Source organism: Pseudomonas sp. TE3899, from assembly GCF_056279105.1.
Window position 1 is genome coordinate 5161061 of the sequence record NZ_JBWBQR010000001.1, and the last position, 15950, is coordinate 5177010.

Annotated in this window: 13 protein-coding genes; 12 read left to right on the plus strand and 1 reads right to left on the minus strand. The window is 57.5% G+C overall.

Annotated features, from left to right (window positions below; translation table 11 throughout):
* Nucleotides 1-20: 20 nt before the first annotated feature.
* The 5 genes from ACZ89E_RS23400 (at nt 21) to ACZ89E_RS23420 (ending at nt 6830) form a co-directional block, all read left to right on the plus strand.
* Nucleotides 21-2093 carry a type VI secretion system Vgr family protein gene (locus ACZ89E_RS23400; protein ID WP_476256555.1) on the plus strand — a complete coding sequence of 691 codons (2073 nt, stop codon included), beginning with the start codon at nt 21-23 and terminating at the stop codon, nt 2091-2093.
* A gap of 11 nt (nt 2094-2104) precedes the next feature.
* Nucleotides 2105-2911 (plus strand): DUF4123 domain-containing protein, encoded by an 807-nt coding sequence (locus tag ACZ89E_RS23405; RefSeq protein WP_476256556.1) that lies wholly within the window; start codon nt 2105-2107, stop codon nt 2909-2911.
* A gap of 107 nt (nt 2912-3018) precedes the next feature.
* On the plus strand, nt 3019-3462 hold the full coding sequence (locus tag ACZ89E_RS23410) for a DUF3304 domain-containing protein (protein WP_476257072.1): 444 nt from the start codon (nt 3019-3021) through the stop codon (nt 3460-3462).
* Between the two features lie 222 nt (nt 3463-3684).
* A complete protein-coding gene (locus ACZ89E_RS23415; RefSeq protein WP_149659463.1) occupies nt 3685-4239 on the plus strand; it encodes a DUF3304 domain-containing protein in 555 nt (184 codons plus the stop codon).
* Complete coding sequence (locus tag ACZ89E_RS23420; RefSeq protein ID WP_476256557.1) at nt 4224-6830, plus strand: T6SS phospholipase effector Tle1-like catalytic domain-containing protein; 2607 nt, start codon at nt 4224-4226, stop codon at nt 6828-6830. The genes ACZ89E_RS23415 and ACZ89E_RS23420 overlap by 16 nt, the downstream gene beginning before the upstream one ends.
* A gap of 237 nt (nt 6831-7067) precedes the next feature.
* Here ACZ89E_RS23420 and ACZ89E_RS23425 read toward each other — a convergent pair whose 3' ends face one another.
* Nucleotides 7068-7457 (minus strand): DUF6124 family protein, encoded by a 390-nt coding sequence (locus ACZ89E_RS23425; RefSeq protein ID WP_476256558.1) that lies wholly within the window; start codon nt 7455-7457, stop codon nt 7068-7070.
* 403 nt (nt 7458-7860) lie between these two features.
* On the opposite strand from ACZ89E_RS23425, the gene ACZ89E_RS23430 reads away from it, so the two are divergent.
* The 7 genes from ACZ89E_RS23430 (at nt 7861) to ACZ89E_RS23460 (ending at nt 15948) form a co-directional block, all read left to right on the plus strand.
* A complete protein-coding gene (locus tag ACZ89E_RS23430) occupies nt 7861-9120 on the plus strand; it encodes a hypothetical protein (RefSeq protein WP_476256559.1) in 1260 nt (419 codons plus the stop codon).
* 107 nt (nt 9121-9227) lie between these two features.
* Complete coding sequence (locus tag ACZ89E_RS23435) at nt 9228-9713, plus strand: cell division protein (RefSeq protein WP_133835374.1); 486 nt, start codon at nt 9228-9230, stop codon at nt 9711-9713.
* Nucleotides 9706-11148, plus strand: coding sequence for a TIGR01777 family oxidoreductase (locus ACZ89E_RS23440; RefSeq protein WP_476256560.1), 1443 nt, complete (start codon nt 9706-9708; stop codon nt 11146-11148). Before ACZ89E_RS23435 ends, ACZ89E_RS23440 begins: the two co-directional genes overlap by 8 nt.
* Before the next feature lie 9 nt (nt 11149-11157).
* Complete coding sequence (locus tag ACZ89E_RS23445) at nt 11158-13593, plus strand: PEP-utilizing enzyme (RefSeq protein ID WP_476256561.1); 2436 nt, start codon at nt 11158-11160, stop codon at nt 13591-13593.
* Nucleotides 13594-13618: 25 nt separating this feature from the next.
* Nucleotides 13619-14947 (plus strand): tetratricopeptide repeat protein, encoded by a 1329-nt coding sequence (locus ACZ89E_RS23450; RefSeq protein WP_476256562.1) that lies wholly within the window; start codon nt 13619-13621, stop codon nt 14945-14947.
* A 39-nt stretch (nt 14948-14986) separates the two neighbouring features.
* Complete coding sequence (locus ACZ89E_RS23455) at nt 14987-15445, plus strand: hypothetical protein (RefSeq protein ID WP_476256563.1); 459 nt, start codon at nt 14987-14989, stop codon at nt 15443-15445.
* Nucleotides 15446-15465: 20 nt separating this feature from the next.
* Nucleotides 15466-15948, plus strand: coding sequence for a hypothetical protein (locus tag ACZ89E_RS23460; protein ID WP_476256564.1), 483 nt, complete (start codon nt 15466-15468; stop codon nt 15946-15948).
* The last annotated feature ends 2 nt before the right edge of the window (nt 15949-15950 follow it).

Below are 15950 nucleotides of genomic sequence, written 5' to 3' on the forward strand. Positions count from 1 at the left end.
ACTCGAACAGGGACCGACCAATGTTCAACCCAGCTAACGAAACGCACTTCAGCCTGACCGTTGAAGACTACGTGGGCGACCTGCAAGTGCTGTCGTTCACCGGCACCGAAGGCATCAGCCAGCCCTATCGCATGGAAGTGGAACTGGTCAGCGAAAACCCCGACCTGGACCTGGAAAAACTCCTGCACAAACAGGCGTTCCTGGCGTTCGACCCGCAAGGCTCCGGCATCCACGGCCAGATCTACCGCGTCGCCCAAGGCGATGCCGGTAAACGCCTGACCCGCTACAAAATCTCCCTGGTGCCGCAACTGCAATACCTGCACCACCGCACCAACCAGCGCATCTACCAGCAGATGTCGGCGCCGAAAATCATCGCGCTGATCCTCGAAGAACACGGCATCAAGGCCAACGCCTACAACTTCCAGTTGAGCGTTACCTGCCCGGACCGTGATTACTGCGTGCAGTACGACGAAACCGACCTGCACTTCGTCCAGCGCCTGTGCGAAGAAGAAGGCATTCACTACCACTTCCAGCACACGCCAAAAGGGCATTTGCTGGTGTTCGGCGATGACCAGACCGTGTTCCCCAAACTCGGCCAGCCAACGGCGTATGTGCAAGGCAGCGGCATGGTCGCCGCAGAACCGGTGATCAAAGGCTTCAAGCTGCGCCTGGAAACCCGCACCGGCCGCGTCACCCGTCGCGACTACGATTTTGAAAAGCCACGCCTGCAACTGGAGTCTGCCTACAAACCCGACGGCGACAGCACCGAACCGGACCTGGAAGACTACGACTACCCCGGCCGCTTCATCGACCGCGCGCGCGGCAAGTTCCTCAGCCAACGCGCCCTCGAACGCCACCGCGCCGACTACCAGCAAGCCGAAGGCAACGGCGACCAGACCCGATTGGTCAGCGGCCACTTCCTGGAACTCTCCGACCACCCGCGCACCGAGTGGAACGACCTCTGGCTGCTCACCGAAATCCTCCACGAAGGCAAGCAACCACAAGTCCTCGAAGAATCAGTGACCAGCGACACCACCGACAACAAAGACGACTTCCACCAGGGCTACCGCAACCGCTTCCTCGCCACCCCATGGACCGTGTTCTACCGCCCGGCGCTGCAACACCCCAAACCCCGCGTCCTCGGCAGCCAAACAGCCCTGGTCACCGGCCCCAAAGGCGAAGAAATCCACTGCGACCAGTACGGCCGCATCAAGGTCCAATTCCACTGGGACCGCGAGGGCCAGGCCGACGACAAAACCAGCTGCTGGATGCGCGTCTCATCGAGCTGGGCCGGCGACCGCTACGGCGCCATCACCATCCCGCGCATCGGCATGGAAGTCCTCGTCACCTTCCTCGAAGGCGACCCCGACCAACCCCTGGTAACCGGCTGCCTCTACCACAAGGAAAACCAGGTCCCCTACGAACTGCCGGCGAACAAAACCCGCACCGTCTTCAAAACCCTCAGCTCACCGGGAGGCGGCGGCTACAACGAACTGCGCATCGAAGACAAAAAAGGCGCCGAACAGATCTACCTCCACGCCCAGCGAGACTGGGATGAAAACATCGAACACGACCAAAAAATCCGCGTCGGCAACGAACGCCACGACACCGTCGAGAAGAACACCTACACCGAACTCAAAGCCGAAGAACACCGCACCACCATTGCCGATCGCAAGATCGAAACGCGGATGGACGATCACCTGACGATCGGCCAGAGCCAGCACGTGAAGCTCGGGACTGCACAGCTGACCAGTGCCGGGAAAGAGATTCACCTGAAGGCTGGGGACAAGATTGTTATTGAGGCGGGGATGGAACTCACGGTTAAGGCCGGGGGGAGTTTTATCAAGCTGGATGCCGGTGGGATTACGGTGGTTGGGCCGGTGATCAAGATCAATGCCGGTGGGTCGGCGGGGAGTGGGACCGGGATTGGGATCAAGCCGCCGGTGCTGCCGGGCGCGGCCGACACGGACATCGCTGGCGACGTACCGCCCCAGGCACTCGGCAACGCCCCGACGCCGATGCCGCCACCGCCAGTCTGCAAAGAATGCCTGGCCCGGGCCAAACGAAACGCCCAGGCCCTGGCCGCGCGATAAAGGACGACTTCATGACCACAAGCAACCTGCACTGGCTCGACGAGTTATGGGTCAACGCCCAGCAACTGCAACACCAGCACCTCGACCTGCTGATCGACGCCACCAGCCTCGACTACCCGCTGCTGCAAGAACTGGCAGAGCAAACCGACGCGCCACAATTGGCCAAACTGTTCGAAAACACCCCGGAAGTCGCCATCGCCGACTTCGGCCCGCTGCTGCTGCGCGTAGATACGTCCCAACGGCCCTGGCTGAAAACCTTCATCAGCGCCGTCGACTGCAACAAACACGTCGTCGCCTTGTTCAGCCCTTGGGCGTTCGAAGCTTTGGCCGATCACCTGCGCGGCTTCCTCCAAGCCCAATGGAATCAGGGCCGCTCGGAAGGCGTGTTGCGCTACTACGACCCGCGCATGCTACTGCCGGTCGCCGAAACCCTCACACCGGCGCAAAGCAACGCCTTCCATGCCGCGATCATTTCCTGGCACTGGCTCGACCGCGACCAACGCCCACAAAGCCTGCCCGGCAACTACGTCCGCCACGCCGCCGCCCCACCCAGCGCCCCGGTCATGTTCGACCACGCACAAGTGGCCAACCTGCTCGCCTGGACCGAAGCCGACGCCTACCGCATCGACCACTGCGCCATCCCGCAGCACTATGGTTTAAGCCGTAATGAGAGCCTTATTCGTCATCTGTATCGCAGCCAATTGGCGGCGAACCAGAAGGGATTGAACGAGCCGGAGGAGCGGGAACCGTTTATTGATCAATGGTTGGTGGAGAACTCACCGTTTGTGATTGATGAGCCGGTTAGGGCGTTGATTTGATGAGTGGGTTGGCGGGGGGGGCGGGGGAAGTGATGGCTTCCTGGCTGGTCCGTGGGTGGGTGTTGGTGGTGCTGGTAGGGGTAAGCGGGTGCCATTCAGGCCCCGAAATGGTGTCTGCCCCGGTAACTGGTTATAACCATACCTCCGCAGAAATTATACGGTTCAGTATCAATGGCGCTGGCGGTCCTCGGATTCCACCCAATCAGGCTGGAGGTGAGGTTTGCTGCGGCGTACTTCCTGTTCAATGGACCTCTGAACTTAGAGCGTTTATCGAATGGGACAAAGACCCAAAGCCATACGAATCCCTAGAGCGTGATCAGTACGGCCAAATTGTCAAAGAGGCCGCTATTCGCCACACCGTTGGTTATTCTCATCACTCAGCTACTGTAGAAATCCCTAAATACGCTGAAGAAGTGTGCGCTTTGCAAGTTCACTTTTTTCCTTGCGATCAAGTAAGGGTGTCCACGACTTGTTATACCCTTGGGCATCAGAATTATCCCGACAAGGCGTATTTTCAGGTAAAGGAGTCGACGACATGTCCGGAAATTTAGAGAGGCTCGTGAACCTGATGGCGACAAAAAAATGTGATTTTTATCTCGCGGGCAAATATTTACATTCTCAGGCAGCATCAACCCGGTTCTCCGGGCATTTAAGTATTACCCGATGAATATGGAGGGATCGAAGGTATGTCAAATCTAATAGGGAAAGTTGTCAGCAGGTATTTTGGAATGTCATTTCCATTCGTCAGATCATTACTGAGGCCAGATATGCCTATGAAGGCTCTATCCCGTTCTGGAAGAGCGTTTAGATCACGCTTTATACGTGCGATTTTATTGCTGGCTGGCATATTAACCATGACTGCCTGCCAGGCGCAGTCAAAAATGCTCCCTACATCGGTTACTGGCTATAACCATACTTCCGCCGCTATTAATAGATTTACCGTCAATGGCGCTGGAGGACCGAACATAGGCCCGCATCAAGGTGGAGGAAGCGAAGTTTGTTGTGGTGTAATACCAAGGGTATGGACACCTGGATTAAGAGCCATTGTTGAGTGGGAGGCAGACCCTAATTCAAATTCGTCAACCAAATGGCCTCCTCTTGGTACGGATGCTTTTCGTGCAGAGTTAAAAAAACACGCAGCTCAATATACGCATCACACGGTGACTGTCGATATTCCAAAATACGAAGTTGCAGGCTCTTTGAAGGTGCATTTTCTTCCATGTGATCAAGTTCGCGTTTCAGCTGACAACATTAAGCGCGGAGATCCTGCCTATCCTTATAACTTTCCAATGATTATGGAGGAGCCGAAGGTATGTCCAAACAAATAGGCGCAGAGATTAAATCTCGTCCAGCCTCTGCATTGGTGCCACCAGTGTTTCCTGGGCAAGGACGTTTGCCTACAGATCCAAATCAGGTTTCGGAAAATATACGTAAACAAAAGGCGGATGAGACACGCTTTACAAACCAACAACGAAAACTGCTCCAGTCTATGGGCAATATTCAAAGCGGTCCGCCATGCAGTAAGGCTTTGCATATAACAATTGCGTTTGATGGAACCAACAATAATGACGCAGCTGACAGCTCTTCGAGTCCATCCTCGTGTAGCAATATAGCTCGTATATTTCATGCGAGTTTAGGTTCAGATCCTACAACCCAAACAGGGTACTATCGTTACTATAGTCCAGGGGTGGGGACAACATTTCCTGAGATCAATGAAGTTGTACCAGACTCATTCGGCCTGATCGGCGCAAATGGTGGTGAGAATCGAATAAATTGGGGGTTAACCCGACTGATTGCGGCCCTAAAGGATGCTATTCCGGAGCAAAATCCGCTTTCGCCAGATCAAACGTTAGAGTTGGTGGAGGGCATGGCGACTTCTTGGTTAGGTACTGTCATGACGGCAGGGCTGATGGAAAATGGAGAGAAAAAGCGCGAAGCAGTTATGCGGCCGCATATCCAAGATTTAGAAAAAGAGCTTAAGAAGTTCAATGAGGCAGACCAAAAGCCTCGAATCCTAGCGATGCGTTTGTATGTATATGGATTTTCCCGTGGGGCTGCTCAGGCGCGTACTTTTGCTAACTGGCTTCAAACGTTGACGCGTTGCCAAGGCGATAGTGGCGTCATGGAATACCGCTTTGCAGGCTTGCCGTTGTCTATAGAGTTTCTTGGTCTCTGCGACACCGTTGCTGCAGTTGGTCTGGCTGATAGTGCGCCATTCGCTGCTGGGCATATGGGGTGGGCTGACGACACCATGCGGTTGCCTGAAGACCTGATCACCGCGAGTCTGGACACAACAGTTCCCGAAGATCGTCACTTTTTAAAGCGCTGCGTGCATTTGGTCTCGGCTCATGAGCAGCGCGCCAGTTTTCCTCTGGACTCTATACGCCGCCGGCCAAAAAAAATTGATGGTCAGCGGGATACAGAAGCGCCGTCCGGCTATCGTGATAATACCGTCGAGTATTTTTATCCTGGCGTGCACTCGGACGTAGGAGGCGGGTATTCACCGAAAGACCAAGGCAAAGCAGTCGCAGGCACCCACGAATTGTTGTCCCAGATTCCTCTGCATCATCTCTACGCTGAAGCGTTCAAGGCCGGTGCTCCGTTGCAAGTCCCCAAAGAAGCCCTTCTGCCCGATCACGAGGTGTGGCGTGCTATGGAGAAATCCGTCTTAGGCGAATTCGATTTCAGCGCTGACTTGGTTCGACGCTTCAACGCTTGGCAAGCGCAAGCCAAAGGAGGTGCTTTAGAGGAGGTAATGAAGCAGGAGCATGTGCTAATTACCGCATGGAGAATCGACCGTTATGCCGGTGGCGTAGAAAAGCAACCATTCTTTCAAAGCTCTTCCTCTGACATGCCAAAAGCCAAAATTGATGCTTGGGAAGCGATACAGGCACGCAGAGATGCCAAGACTTCTGCTGCTGCTGAGGGTAAGCCTGAGCCGACTTGTACGGAGGCTGAGGAAAAGGAAAACCAACTGAATATACAAATTGTCGGCGGCCAAGAAAAAGTCGACAAAATGCGTTGGGAGAAAAAATTTGAGCCTCCTCTAGATCATCGTCAGTTGAGTGGAGCAGCGGGGGAGTTCCGGCACGACTACCTGAAAGAGTGGGGCGTGGTAGATGATTCAATCACTATTGGTGGCGTAGCCGACATGCTTCTAGGCGGTACTGTGTTCCTTATAAATGAGGAGGACGAAGCCGAGGAATACGCATACCTACATGATGAAGGCACAAAGCGATACGAGAAAATGTTTATCGCTCCGAATAAGCCTAGACCCGGTCAGGAAGATCTAGTGGCACTGTTCGATAATCAGGTTCATGACTCCCGTGCATGGTTTATGAACCATTCCGCTATCGGCCCGCGAGAACCTTTTACGGACTATTTCCGTATTCGACTGGTTCATTTCGATAACGAATCTAATAAGCAACTATCACTCTTGGTTACTGCTGGACGAGTAATCGGAGTTGGTATTGCCTTGGCTAGCGTAGGCCTGAGCATTAAGAGGAAAGACCCTCGCATGTTGCTGGGGCTGTTCCTGCCGTCCTTGGCGAGGCCAGTACTCAGCGGCAAAGTTGGTCTTCCGGAAATCAGCGCTTTCGACCCGCTTACCGGTGTTGCACTACCGATGCTCACTAACCTCGATTCATTGAGGTCGTTCACCAAAGAACCAGGCGACATGGTGGCTAAAGTTGCCGCATTACCACCGCTGCAGCCGCTTACCGCAGCCAACGCAAACACTCCAGCCCTTCAGAAAATCCTGGTGGCCCATCAGGCAGTCGAAGCAGCCCGCAAGAAAGACGCTAGTGCCTTGGCAAGTCTGGTGGCCAAAGCGGCTAACGATGAGGATAAGCCCGGAGGTTGGATGGATATGGTGGCCGATCAGGCTGGTAAGTTGAACTCGTCTGAAAAGACTGTGTAACTGCAAAACGCTGGAGGGCGGCTCTTGATGAGCCGTCCTTTGCGTTTGTGCGCTCAGGTTTCTGGATCAGAATTCGCGACCGGATGAGGTTCTCCCAGCTACCCCTACAGCTACCCGATGCAAATGGACGAACCCAAGGTCTGTCCAGGCTCCTAATCGCCAACAAAAAACGGCCCTGATTGTTGGTAATTCCAATCCAGGGCCGTTTTTTTATTGGGCTGGCGAGCCAGGTTCGCGTTATGCCTTAGCCCGATGCGCCCCCGGATCTGGCGAATCAATTTGATCCAGCGCTCGCTCCACCAACAAATGCACTCCATCCGCCAATCGACTCAATGCCAAGGCTACCGAGCGGCGTGAGCCTTCCACGTCATCGGCGAGGTCTGCGGCGATGGCGCTGATGGATAGTAGGTCTTCGGACGCGTTGGCCAGGAGGGTTTCGGTTTGGAGGTCGGGGGTGACGTTGAACAGGGCACCTTTGCGGGGCCTGGATTTGGGTTTTACGTCGGGTTTTGGGCCGAGGTGGTAGTCGAGGGCGCGTTCGGCGGCTTCGTGGAGTTTTTTCGAATCGAGGGATTCGTAGGGGGATGTGGATAACTCGTCAGGGGGATTAGGTGTTGGCTTAATCATTTAGTAGCACCGATTTTTTGAGCTGGCACCATTCGCTCGCACTTCGAATGGGGGTGGCAGCTGTGTATGGGTGTGCAAGACCGGAATCGGTAAACCGGCAGACCCGAAGGTCTCCCACACACAGCCGCCATAACGATTCGCGAGCATAAGAAAACGCTCGATGAATAGCCATAACCGATTGTGTACCAATTCCGGACTTGCACGTCTGGGTCACCGTTTTTTGCGATGACGAAAAGAGGTTATCGGTGAACGCAAACGATGCCTAGTTCACGAACACCCCCACGTATCGAAGGAAATATCCGATGGTTTTGCAGGCAATGTAAGCGGATGATCCGACACTTTTAAACGCAGCCACCGCACAGCTTAAACAAGGGCTTTTTGAGTGATCGACATGGATTGTTTAGTGAACAAAAACCGCGCAGCACTGAAGGCTGCTTTCCTGCTCAGCCTGTTCTTGGCTAGCGCGAATGCATTCGCTGAAGACCCACCTTGCCCGTTCGAAGTCCCGCAAACAGATCTGAAGGTCGCGAGCTGCATGCAGGAAGGGGGCGTGAACATCCTGAAACTCGTGCCCCGCAACAACCCTGAGTCCACCAACGTCTTCGATAACCTGCCTACCTTCGTCGTCTCCGGGAAAAACCTGCCGGACATTTTGGCGGTTGTCGGCATCGACAGTGCGCGGCGTTACAACAAGCTGATCGAAGTGCCTCACGCTGAAGAACTTCAGGAGTTTTCGGACGCTGCGCCCACAGCAAAAGCGTTAATGAAGCAGCAAGGCTGGACGCTGTTGGACATGAAAAACGTTATCTACCCTGGCCCGGATGATGTTGAGGGGTTCTCATTAGTCTGCAACACACTTCAAGCAGAAACAGCCCAGGGTTTTGTCGTGGTTTCGCAGTGCAACACCTTTTATGAAGAGGGTGTCTCGAGCCTGAAAAAACTCCTCGCCCGAATCACCTGCAATCCCCCAAAAAGTGAAGCCTTCCCAGCGCTGCAAACAGAATCGGGCGCTATCGTTTTCAACTACACCAACCTGCCCGAAGACGAATCCCAAGACCCCGACGAAAAAGCCATCGACATCGATTTCGTAAATTGCGCCGACGGTAAAAAGACGAACATCGGCGGCCTGCCATTTCTGGCGGCCACCGGGCGCGTACAAGCGGCTTTCTTCGCTCAGGCCAAACCCGACGCCGAGCCAATGCTGTTCGTCATTCATGCCGTCGGAATCAGAGCCGATACCGGCGTTAATTATTTGGGCGAGTACTACACCGTTCACGCGTATTCCCCTACGGCGAAGGGCTATGTGAGGGATGAGCAACTGTCGAACTACTTCGGCAATGGCGGCGATATCGTGCGCGATTTCGACTCCGAGGAGTTGGTCTACACGTTCCCCTATAAAACCGCCGATGCCATCGTCGCCAAACTCAATTCCGCCGCTTATAAACACTGGGCAGCGGGAGACAAAGTAACGCTCACCATCAACAAGAAGACCTCCCTCTACAGTTCGCCGGTTTTAGCGGAGGTGACGAAGATGTATTTGATCCCGGGTGATTCGGTGTTGCAGGAAGGGGTTGAGGCGGGTTGGGTCAAGGTGCTGTTCAAAACGCCCAAGGGCAAAGCGATTCGGGGTTGGGTGCAATGCGGCGATGCCGGTGGTTGCTGATCGATACTTCGGCCTATGAGTGGGGGCTCGCCACTGCCATTAATAAATAAATCTGTCCCCGATTTCCTTTAGACTTGCCCCCCTCAAGGAAGCCCTCAGGACACGGAATGCCAGTCCCCTCAAATACCCTTCGCCAAGCCCTGGTCGCTTGGCTATCCGCCGCCGCGCTGGTGCATCTGCTGGTCAGTATCGTGCTGACCTGGGTCGGCCCTTCGGGATGGCTCGACGTCTACCTGCAAAACGTCGACTACGCCTTCTGGACGGACTTGCCACCACGCGCTGCCCGCGAGCAGCAACTCTGGTGGCTCGCCGTGTTCGGCGCCACGCTGCAAAGTTATTCGCTCTACATGCTCGGTCTCGTGCGCATCGGCAATCGCCTGAAAAGTCCCATGGCCTGGGGCTGGTTGATCGCCGGCATTGTGCTGTGGGCGCCGCAGGACATGTGGTTCTCCTTGACGGCGCAGCTGTGGGTGAACCTGTGGATCGACGGCTTCGCGCTACTGACTTTATTGCCGCCGCTGATCTGGCTGTATCGCCACGACCGCCGCGCCGCCTCTTCAAACACCCCACCGAGTGACGCTGACCATGCCTGATTTTTCTCTTCTGGATTGGGCGGTCGCGCTGCTGATTGCCCAGGCGATTTTGGGTGCGCTGGATACGATTTATCACCACGAACTGACCGTCGCGCTGCCGTATCGGCACAGTGCGCGGCTGGAGTTGTCGATCCATGCGCTGCGCTCGTGTTTCTACGGGATTCTGTTTCTGGGCATGGCGCATCTGGCGTTCCAGGGCACGTGGGCGATTGTGATTGCGCTGCTGTTTGCCCTAGAGATTTGCCTGACGCTGTGGGATTTCGTGGTCGAGGATCGCAGCCGCAAACTGCCGGCCATCGAGCGGATCATGCACACCGTGTTGGCGGTGAATGGCGGGGCGTTTTTTGCGCTGTACGGCGTGCAACTGGCGCAGTGGGCGAGCCTGCCGACGGGCCTGACCGCGATAGATTTCGGCTGGCGCGGTTGGTTGCTGACGTTGTTTGCGATTGGCGTGACGGCTTCGGGGATTCGCGATGGCTTGGCGGCGTTGCGCATGCAGCGCGAAGGCAAACCGTCGAACCCGTTCGCGGGTGGCACTTATAAGCGCGTGCTGGTGACCGGTGGCACCGGGTTTATCGGTGAAGTGCTGGTCAATCAATTGCTCGACGCCGGTCATACGGTCAGCGTCTTGGCGCGTGATCCGTTGAAAGCGGCGTACCTGTTTGACGGGCGCGCCCGGTGCGTGCGTTCCCTGAGCAAGCTCGGCTACGACGAAACCTTCGACGTGGTGATCAACCTCGCGGGCGCGCCGGTTGCCGGGCCGCGTTGGAGTGAGAAACGCCAGGCGCAATTGATCGCCAGTCGGGTCAACACCACCGAAGCGCTGATGACCTGGCTGAAGAACGCCAAACACAAACCGGCGCTGTGGATTCAGGCCTCGGCCATCGGTTTTTACGGCGTGCGCGATGCCAGCGAAAGCCTGGATGAAGGCGCGAGCAAGGGCGACGGTTTCATGGCTGAGTTGTGCGCCCAGTGGGAAGCCGCCGCGCAACCGGCCACCGAGTTCGGCGTGCGTCAGGTGGTGCTGCGCTTGGGCGTGGTGTTCGGCCCGGGCGGCGCGTTGTTGCCGTTGCTGATTCCGTTTCGCCTGGGGTTCGGCGGGCGCATGGGCGATGGGCAGCAGATCATGAGTTGGGTGCATCGCGACGATGTGATTCAAGTGATCGCCCGTGCCTTCGATGACAACAGCTTGAGCGGCACGTACAACCTGGTGGCGCCGGATGCGGTGAGTCAGGGCGTGTTCGCCAGCCGCGTCGGTAAAGCCCTGAAGCGCCCGGTGTGGTTCCACATTCCCGCCGCGCCCGTACGCGCACTGGCCGGCGAGATGGCGCAGTTGTTTTTCGATGGGCAACGGGTGGTGCCGAGCCGATTGACCGAGGCCGGCTACACCTTCCGTTACCCGACCCTCGACGCTGCCCTGCGCGACCTGGCCTGAGGATTGTCCATGAGCAAGCCTGTGATGTACCTGCTGGCCGGCAACGGCAGCGCCGCCGAATGGTGGGATGACGCGCTGCCGCACTTTCAGCGCTACCACGTGGTGCCGCTGGAATTGCCGGGCTTCGGCAGCAATCCACAGGCGCCGTGCGAAGACCTTACGGCGTACGCGCAAGCGTTGCTGGCGATGACGGTTGAAGGCAGCGCGATCATGGCGGTCGGGGTCAATGCGTTGCTGGTGTTGCACGCGCTGCAACGTCAGCCGGGGCACTTTTGCCGCAGCGTGTTGCTGGCGCCGGTCGGCGCATTTTTGTGGCAACGACGGTTGCCGGCGTTGATGTCGCCGCTGCCGATTCGCAAGACCATTCACTGGTTGCTGTCGAACAAACCCGCGGTGTTCGCGCACAAGTTCTCCAACCAGACCTGGACGCCCGCGCAGTACCAGCGCATGGGCGCCGGATACGCTCGTTGCCGCGCGTTTGTGCCGCACTGGGACCTGGTGCGCGCCGACACGGCGTTGCCGCTGCTGGAGTGGATCACCGACCCGGTCGAGCTGGTCTGGGGCGATCAGGACAACGTGCTCGGCATCGCGCAGGCTGCCGCGTGGTCGGCGATTCTGGCTCGCGCAGATCTCACAATCAGCTTGAAAACCGGTTGGGGCCATTACCCGTGGATCGACTCACCGGCCGAGTTCGCCGCATGGCTGGAATCGGGCGAATGCGGATTCGTTGCGCACACCAAGGGTGGTCGCTTGCGCCTGGCCGAGTTGGCCGGGCAAGCGGTGCCGCCGGCGCTGTCGCTCAACGAGGGTCACGATCCGCGCTTGCCGGCGTTTCTCGCCAGTCAACCGGACGCCACGTGGGCGGTGCGTTCCTCCAGTTATGGCGAGGATCAGGCCGATGCGGCGAATGCCGGGTTGAGCACCACGTTCCTGCGCGAACCGACGTCCAACGTGTCGGCGCGCATCGCCGAGTTGAGCGCGGCGGGTGTGGAAGAAGTGGTGGTGCAGCGCTTCATCACGCCCAAGGTGTCCGGGATCGGGTTTGTGCGGCATCTGTCGGTGGAACTGGAGTGGGTCGAAGGGCATCTCGAGTCGCTGGCCGACGGGCAGGTCAGCCCCGAGCGCGCGATCATTTCCCGCCTCGGTGATTCGTGGAGCAGCGACACGTTCAAGCCTTCCCATGGCCTGACGGCGGACCTGTTGTGGCGCTTTCTGCAAGGCGTGTTGCGGGTCTTTCACTACGTGCCCGGCGACGTCGAATGGGCCTGGGATGGCCAGCAACTCTGGTTGCTGCAATACCGGCCGATCAGCGATTACGGCTGGCGCCGGCACCTGACCGCCGCCAACATTGCCGAGATCCTGCCACCGCAACCGAGCGTGTTCGTGGAGTACGCGCAACGGCGTGCGGCGGCGAGTATTCCGGCGATCATGGCGCGTTGGGACTCGCGGGTGTTGCAGGACAACGAGCCGTTTACCGCGGTGTTTGGCGGCGCCTCATACATCAACAACGATCTGTTTCTTGCGCGGCTGGCCGACTGGGGCATTTCCGCCAGCAGCTATGCCGGTGAAGTCGGTGGCGCGACACCGCACCTGCCGTGGCGACCGCTGCGAATGCTGCGTTCGTTGTCGTTGTTCCTGCGCATGCAACGTATCGCCCGCGGGCACTTACTGACGTTGGAACCGCGTTTGCGCCGCTTCGACGAAGAACTGTCCGGACTGATCGCCCAAGGTGCCAACGGCCAACAACTGGCCGACTGGTTCACCCGGTTCTATGTGTTCGTGGTGCAAGGCAATCTGTGCATCGCCACATCATTGGCCAGCAGCGGCGGCGATCTGCTGGGCCGGCCGCCGACGGCGTATGAAGATCTTGAAAACAGCCCGCATCGATTGCCTTGGGAAACCGATCCGGCCACGCCACGGCCGGCACCGACTGACTTGCCGTTGCAGGCCTTCCCGCAATGGTCGGGGCTTATCCGTGTCGCCCATTCCACTGGCCTGCCGGGCCTGCGAGGCTACTACCTGCAAGTGCGCGAGTGGTATCGCGACAACCTGATGCGGGTGTTCTTCCGCCTGCACCACGCCATGCCGATGGCGGATCGAGTGCATTGGTTCGCGCCGCATCCAGACATTCGCAGCCGCGACGGCAGCTTCTGGCAAGACGGTCGCGAAGGCACCGAGCAAGCGACGGGTTTCATGATTTATCCGGGGCAGGTGCAAGGCATTCTGGGCGACGACATTTTGCTCGAAGACACCCTGGACCCCGGTCGCCACGCGCACTACCAGGCCGCGCGGGCAGTGATTGCGCGCATGGGTGGGCGCTTGTCCCACGGCTCGACCTTGTTGCGTGAACTGCGCAAGCCTTCGGCGGTGTTGCCTCAAGTTGATGTGGCATGGCTGGGGTGTGAGGTGTTGTATCGCGATGGTGAACTGACGTTGGTGAAGTAGTTTTTTGATGAAAAGGAATTCTGTTGTGGCGGGTTTGAAGCGTGGGTACCTGGCGTGGTGGGCGCTGGTGATGTCGTCGGCGGCGTTTGCGGCGGAGCCGGGTGCAGTGCTATGCCCCAGCGCCAATTTTGCGCAGTTCATCATCGCGTTTACGGCGAATGTGGACACGCAGCCAGCCTTTGTCGCTTCGCCGGTGATGGAGTTGTCGGTGGTCTCCACCGGGTCGAAACCCCGGGTGGTGCAACGGCAGGTGGCGACGCTGGGGCCGCGATCACTGACTGAGCTGTCGGCGGATTACATCGCGAAATCCGGGCTGAGTTTGCAGGTTCAGTTGCCCAACTATGTGTTCGTCCGCGACCACAAAGGCGAAGTGCTGAAGGCCTTCACGTTCAAGTTCGGCGATTGCTGGAAATTGGTGCGGGTCGAAGACTGGTCACTGGAAAAGGTGCTGTCAGAGCAACAAGGCGAACTGCGCGCTGCGCCGGGTGCCCGCGCCCTCAAGCGAGGGGCGCTGTATGACAAGCTGACGAACGAGTCGGGGTATCCGGCTGATGTGCAATTGTATGTTTCGTCCCTGGACAGTTACCTGGACGGTGCCGCCCAAGGTAACGACCAGGCGGCCTATGCTGCCGCGTCAGTCAGCCTTTCGGGGCAGGCGCCGCGCCTGGACAACAGCAAAATTCTCGAGCTTTTGAGCCAAGGTTCCCGAACGCTGGCCCAGGCCAGTCATGCACTTTCCGGGTTTTATTGTGACGAGGGTGAGTATGGCGACCCGCGTCCTTGCGCCGACCCGGCAAAATCCCTGGCGGCGCTGAAAAGGTCCGCTGCGCAAGGTTCGCCCTATGCGCTCAATGACCTGGGCAGTGCCTTTCAACGTGGCACCCTGGGCATTCAGGATTCGCCACGGGCACTGGCCTGTTACCTGGCGGCGGCCAACATGGGACAGGAAGATTCACGCACTAACGCAGAGCAGTTGAGCGCTCAAGGCATACAGGTTGACCCGGCCAAGCCCTGCCTGATGCCGGAACCTGCCGAACAAGCCCAGGTGTTGGGCTGTCCCTCGAAGGATTTCGAAGGGTTTTTAGCCGACTTCATGGAAAGCACGGCCAGTCAAAAAACCTTCACCCGCGTTCCGATGAAGAAGCTGATTACGGTAGACGCCGAGCCTGAGCCGAAGCAGGTCAGTACGTTGCTGGATCGCAGTGACCTGGTGTTCCCGCTGATCCCCGAGGCGAAGGCGCGTGAGATGCAAGGGCTGACGCTAGAGATCGTGGACAAGAGCGACACGTCGGCGACGGTGAAACTGCAAAAAACCGGATACGGGTTATCAGGTGATTTACCGGTTCAGTTTTGAGGGGTGTTGGGGGCTGGATGAAGTGCAGGACTTTTCGATTTGAAGGCGGGTTATTTCAAGGGATTTGAAGTGAAAAGATGGCTGCTGTTGGTGGTTGGCGTGCTGCCGTTGGCGGGTCGGTGCGAGGTGGTGTCGGAAATCTATTGTTTTGGGACAGGTGAGTCGAGCCCGGTGAATTTCGAGCTGCGAACCTATTACGACGAAACGAACAAATGGCACGGTGGGTTTGTTAAGTACGCTTCCTCCGGTGTGGCGATTCCTCTGGTTTTAACCGACAGCGAATCTGAAGAAGTGAGCCCGGGCAGGCCTTGGCTGGCCACCACTACGTGGACCGAGGTCTCTGAGGGGAAGGTAACCGGCGTATACGAAATGGTGAGTCAGGGCGTAACAGTCCTGTCCATGACTTACACCAAGAAATCGAATGGCAAGCAGTACGATTTTTCTCACAAGTGGAATATCGACTTTTCTCTGGAGAAGGGATGCCAATGGGAACAGTGAATTTGTTCAGGAGTTACAACTTGAAAGGACTGTCGATTTTATTGGGCTGCATCCTGGCCGGTGCAACCTCTTTATCCTTCGCCGCCGAGCCATCCTTCACAGACTTCACCATCACCGAAGTGTTTGCCGGCCCAAACCACGCCCCGCTGCCGTACGAAAACAGCAACCAATGGATGGATAAAGATCGCGCACAAGCCCTCGCCGGCAAGGTCAATTTCGCCGGGCACTACGTTCTGCACCGGATGGGCTGTGGCGGCAGCACGATGTGTGTCGAAGTGCTGGATGCGCAGACGGGCGAAATCGCCACGGGGCTGCCGAATGCCTACGACGGCAACGCGCTGGCGCTGTCTTACCGGCCCGACAGCAACTTGATCATCGTCTACGGCATCACCGTCGACACCGAAGAAGACCTGAAGGGTAAACAGCTGAAAAATCGCTACCGGACTCGCTATTACGAGTTTGTGAACAACGAATTCCGGCTGTTGAAAATCACCGATTCATAAGC

Bases quoted from the DNA above. Each gene is read 5' to 3' on its own strand.
- ACZ89E_RS23425 (WP_476256558.1), bottom strand. From the start codon at position 7,457: ATGATTAAGCCAACACCTAATCCCCCTGACGAGTTATCCACATCCCCC.
- ACZ89E_RS23410 (WP_476257072.1), top strand. From the start codon at position 3,019: ATGGTGTCTGCCCCGGTAACTGGTTATAACCATACCTCCGCAGAAATT.
- ACZ89E_RS23405 (WP_476256556.1), top strand. From the start codon at position 2,105: ATGACCACAAGCAACCTGCACTGGCTCGACGAGTTATGGGTCAACGCC.
- ACZ89E_RS23420 (WP_476256557.1), top strand. From the start codon at position 4,224: ATGTCCAAACAAATAGGCGCAGAGATTAAATCTCGTCCAGCCTCTGCA.
- ACZ89E_RS23400 (WP_476256555.1), top strand. From the start codon at position 21: ATGTTCAACCCAGCTAACGAAACGCACTTCAGCCTGACCGTTGAAGAC.
- ACZ89E_RS23435 (WP_133835374.1), top strand. From the start codon at position 9,228: ATGCCAGTCCCCTCAAATACCCTTCGCCAAGCCCTGGTCGCTTGGCTA.
- ACZ89E_RS23415 (WP_149659463.1), top strand. From the start codon at position 3,685: ATGAAGGCTCTATCCCGTTCTGGAAGAGCGTTTAGATCACGCTTTATA.
- ACZ89E_RS23445 (WP_476256561.1), top strand. From the start codon at position 11,158: ATGAGCAAGCCTGTGATGTACCTGCTGGCCGGCAACGGCAGCGCCGCC.
- ACZ89E_RS23440 (WP_476256560.1), top strand. From the start codon at position 9,706: ATGCCTGATTTTTCTCTTCTGGATTGGGCGGTCGCGCTGCTGATTGCC.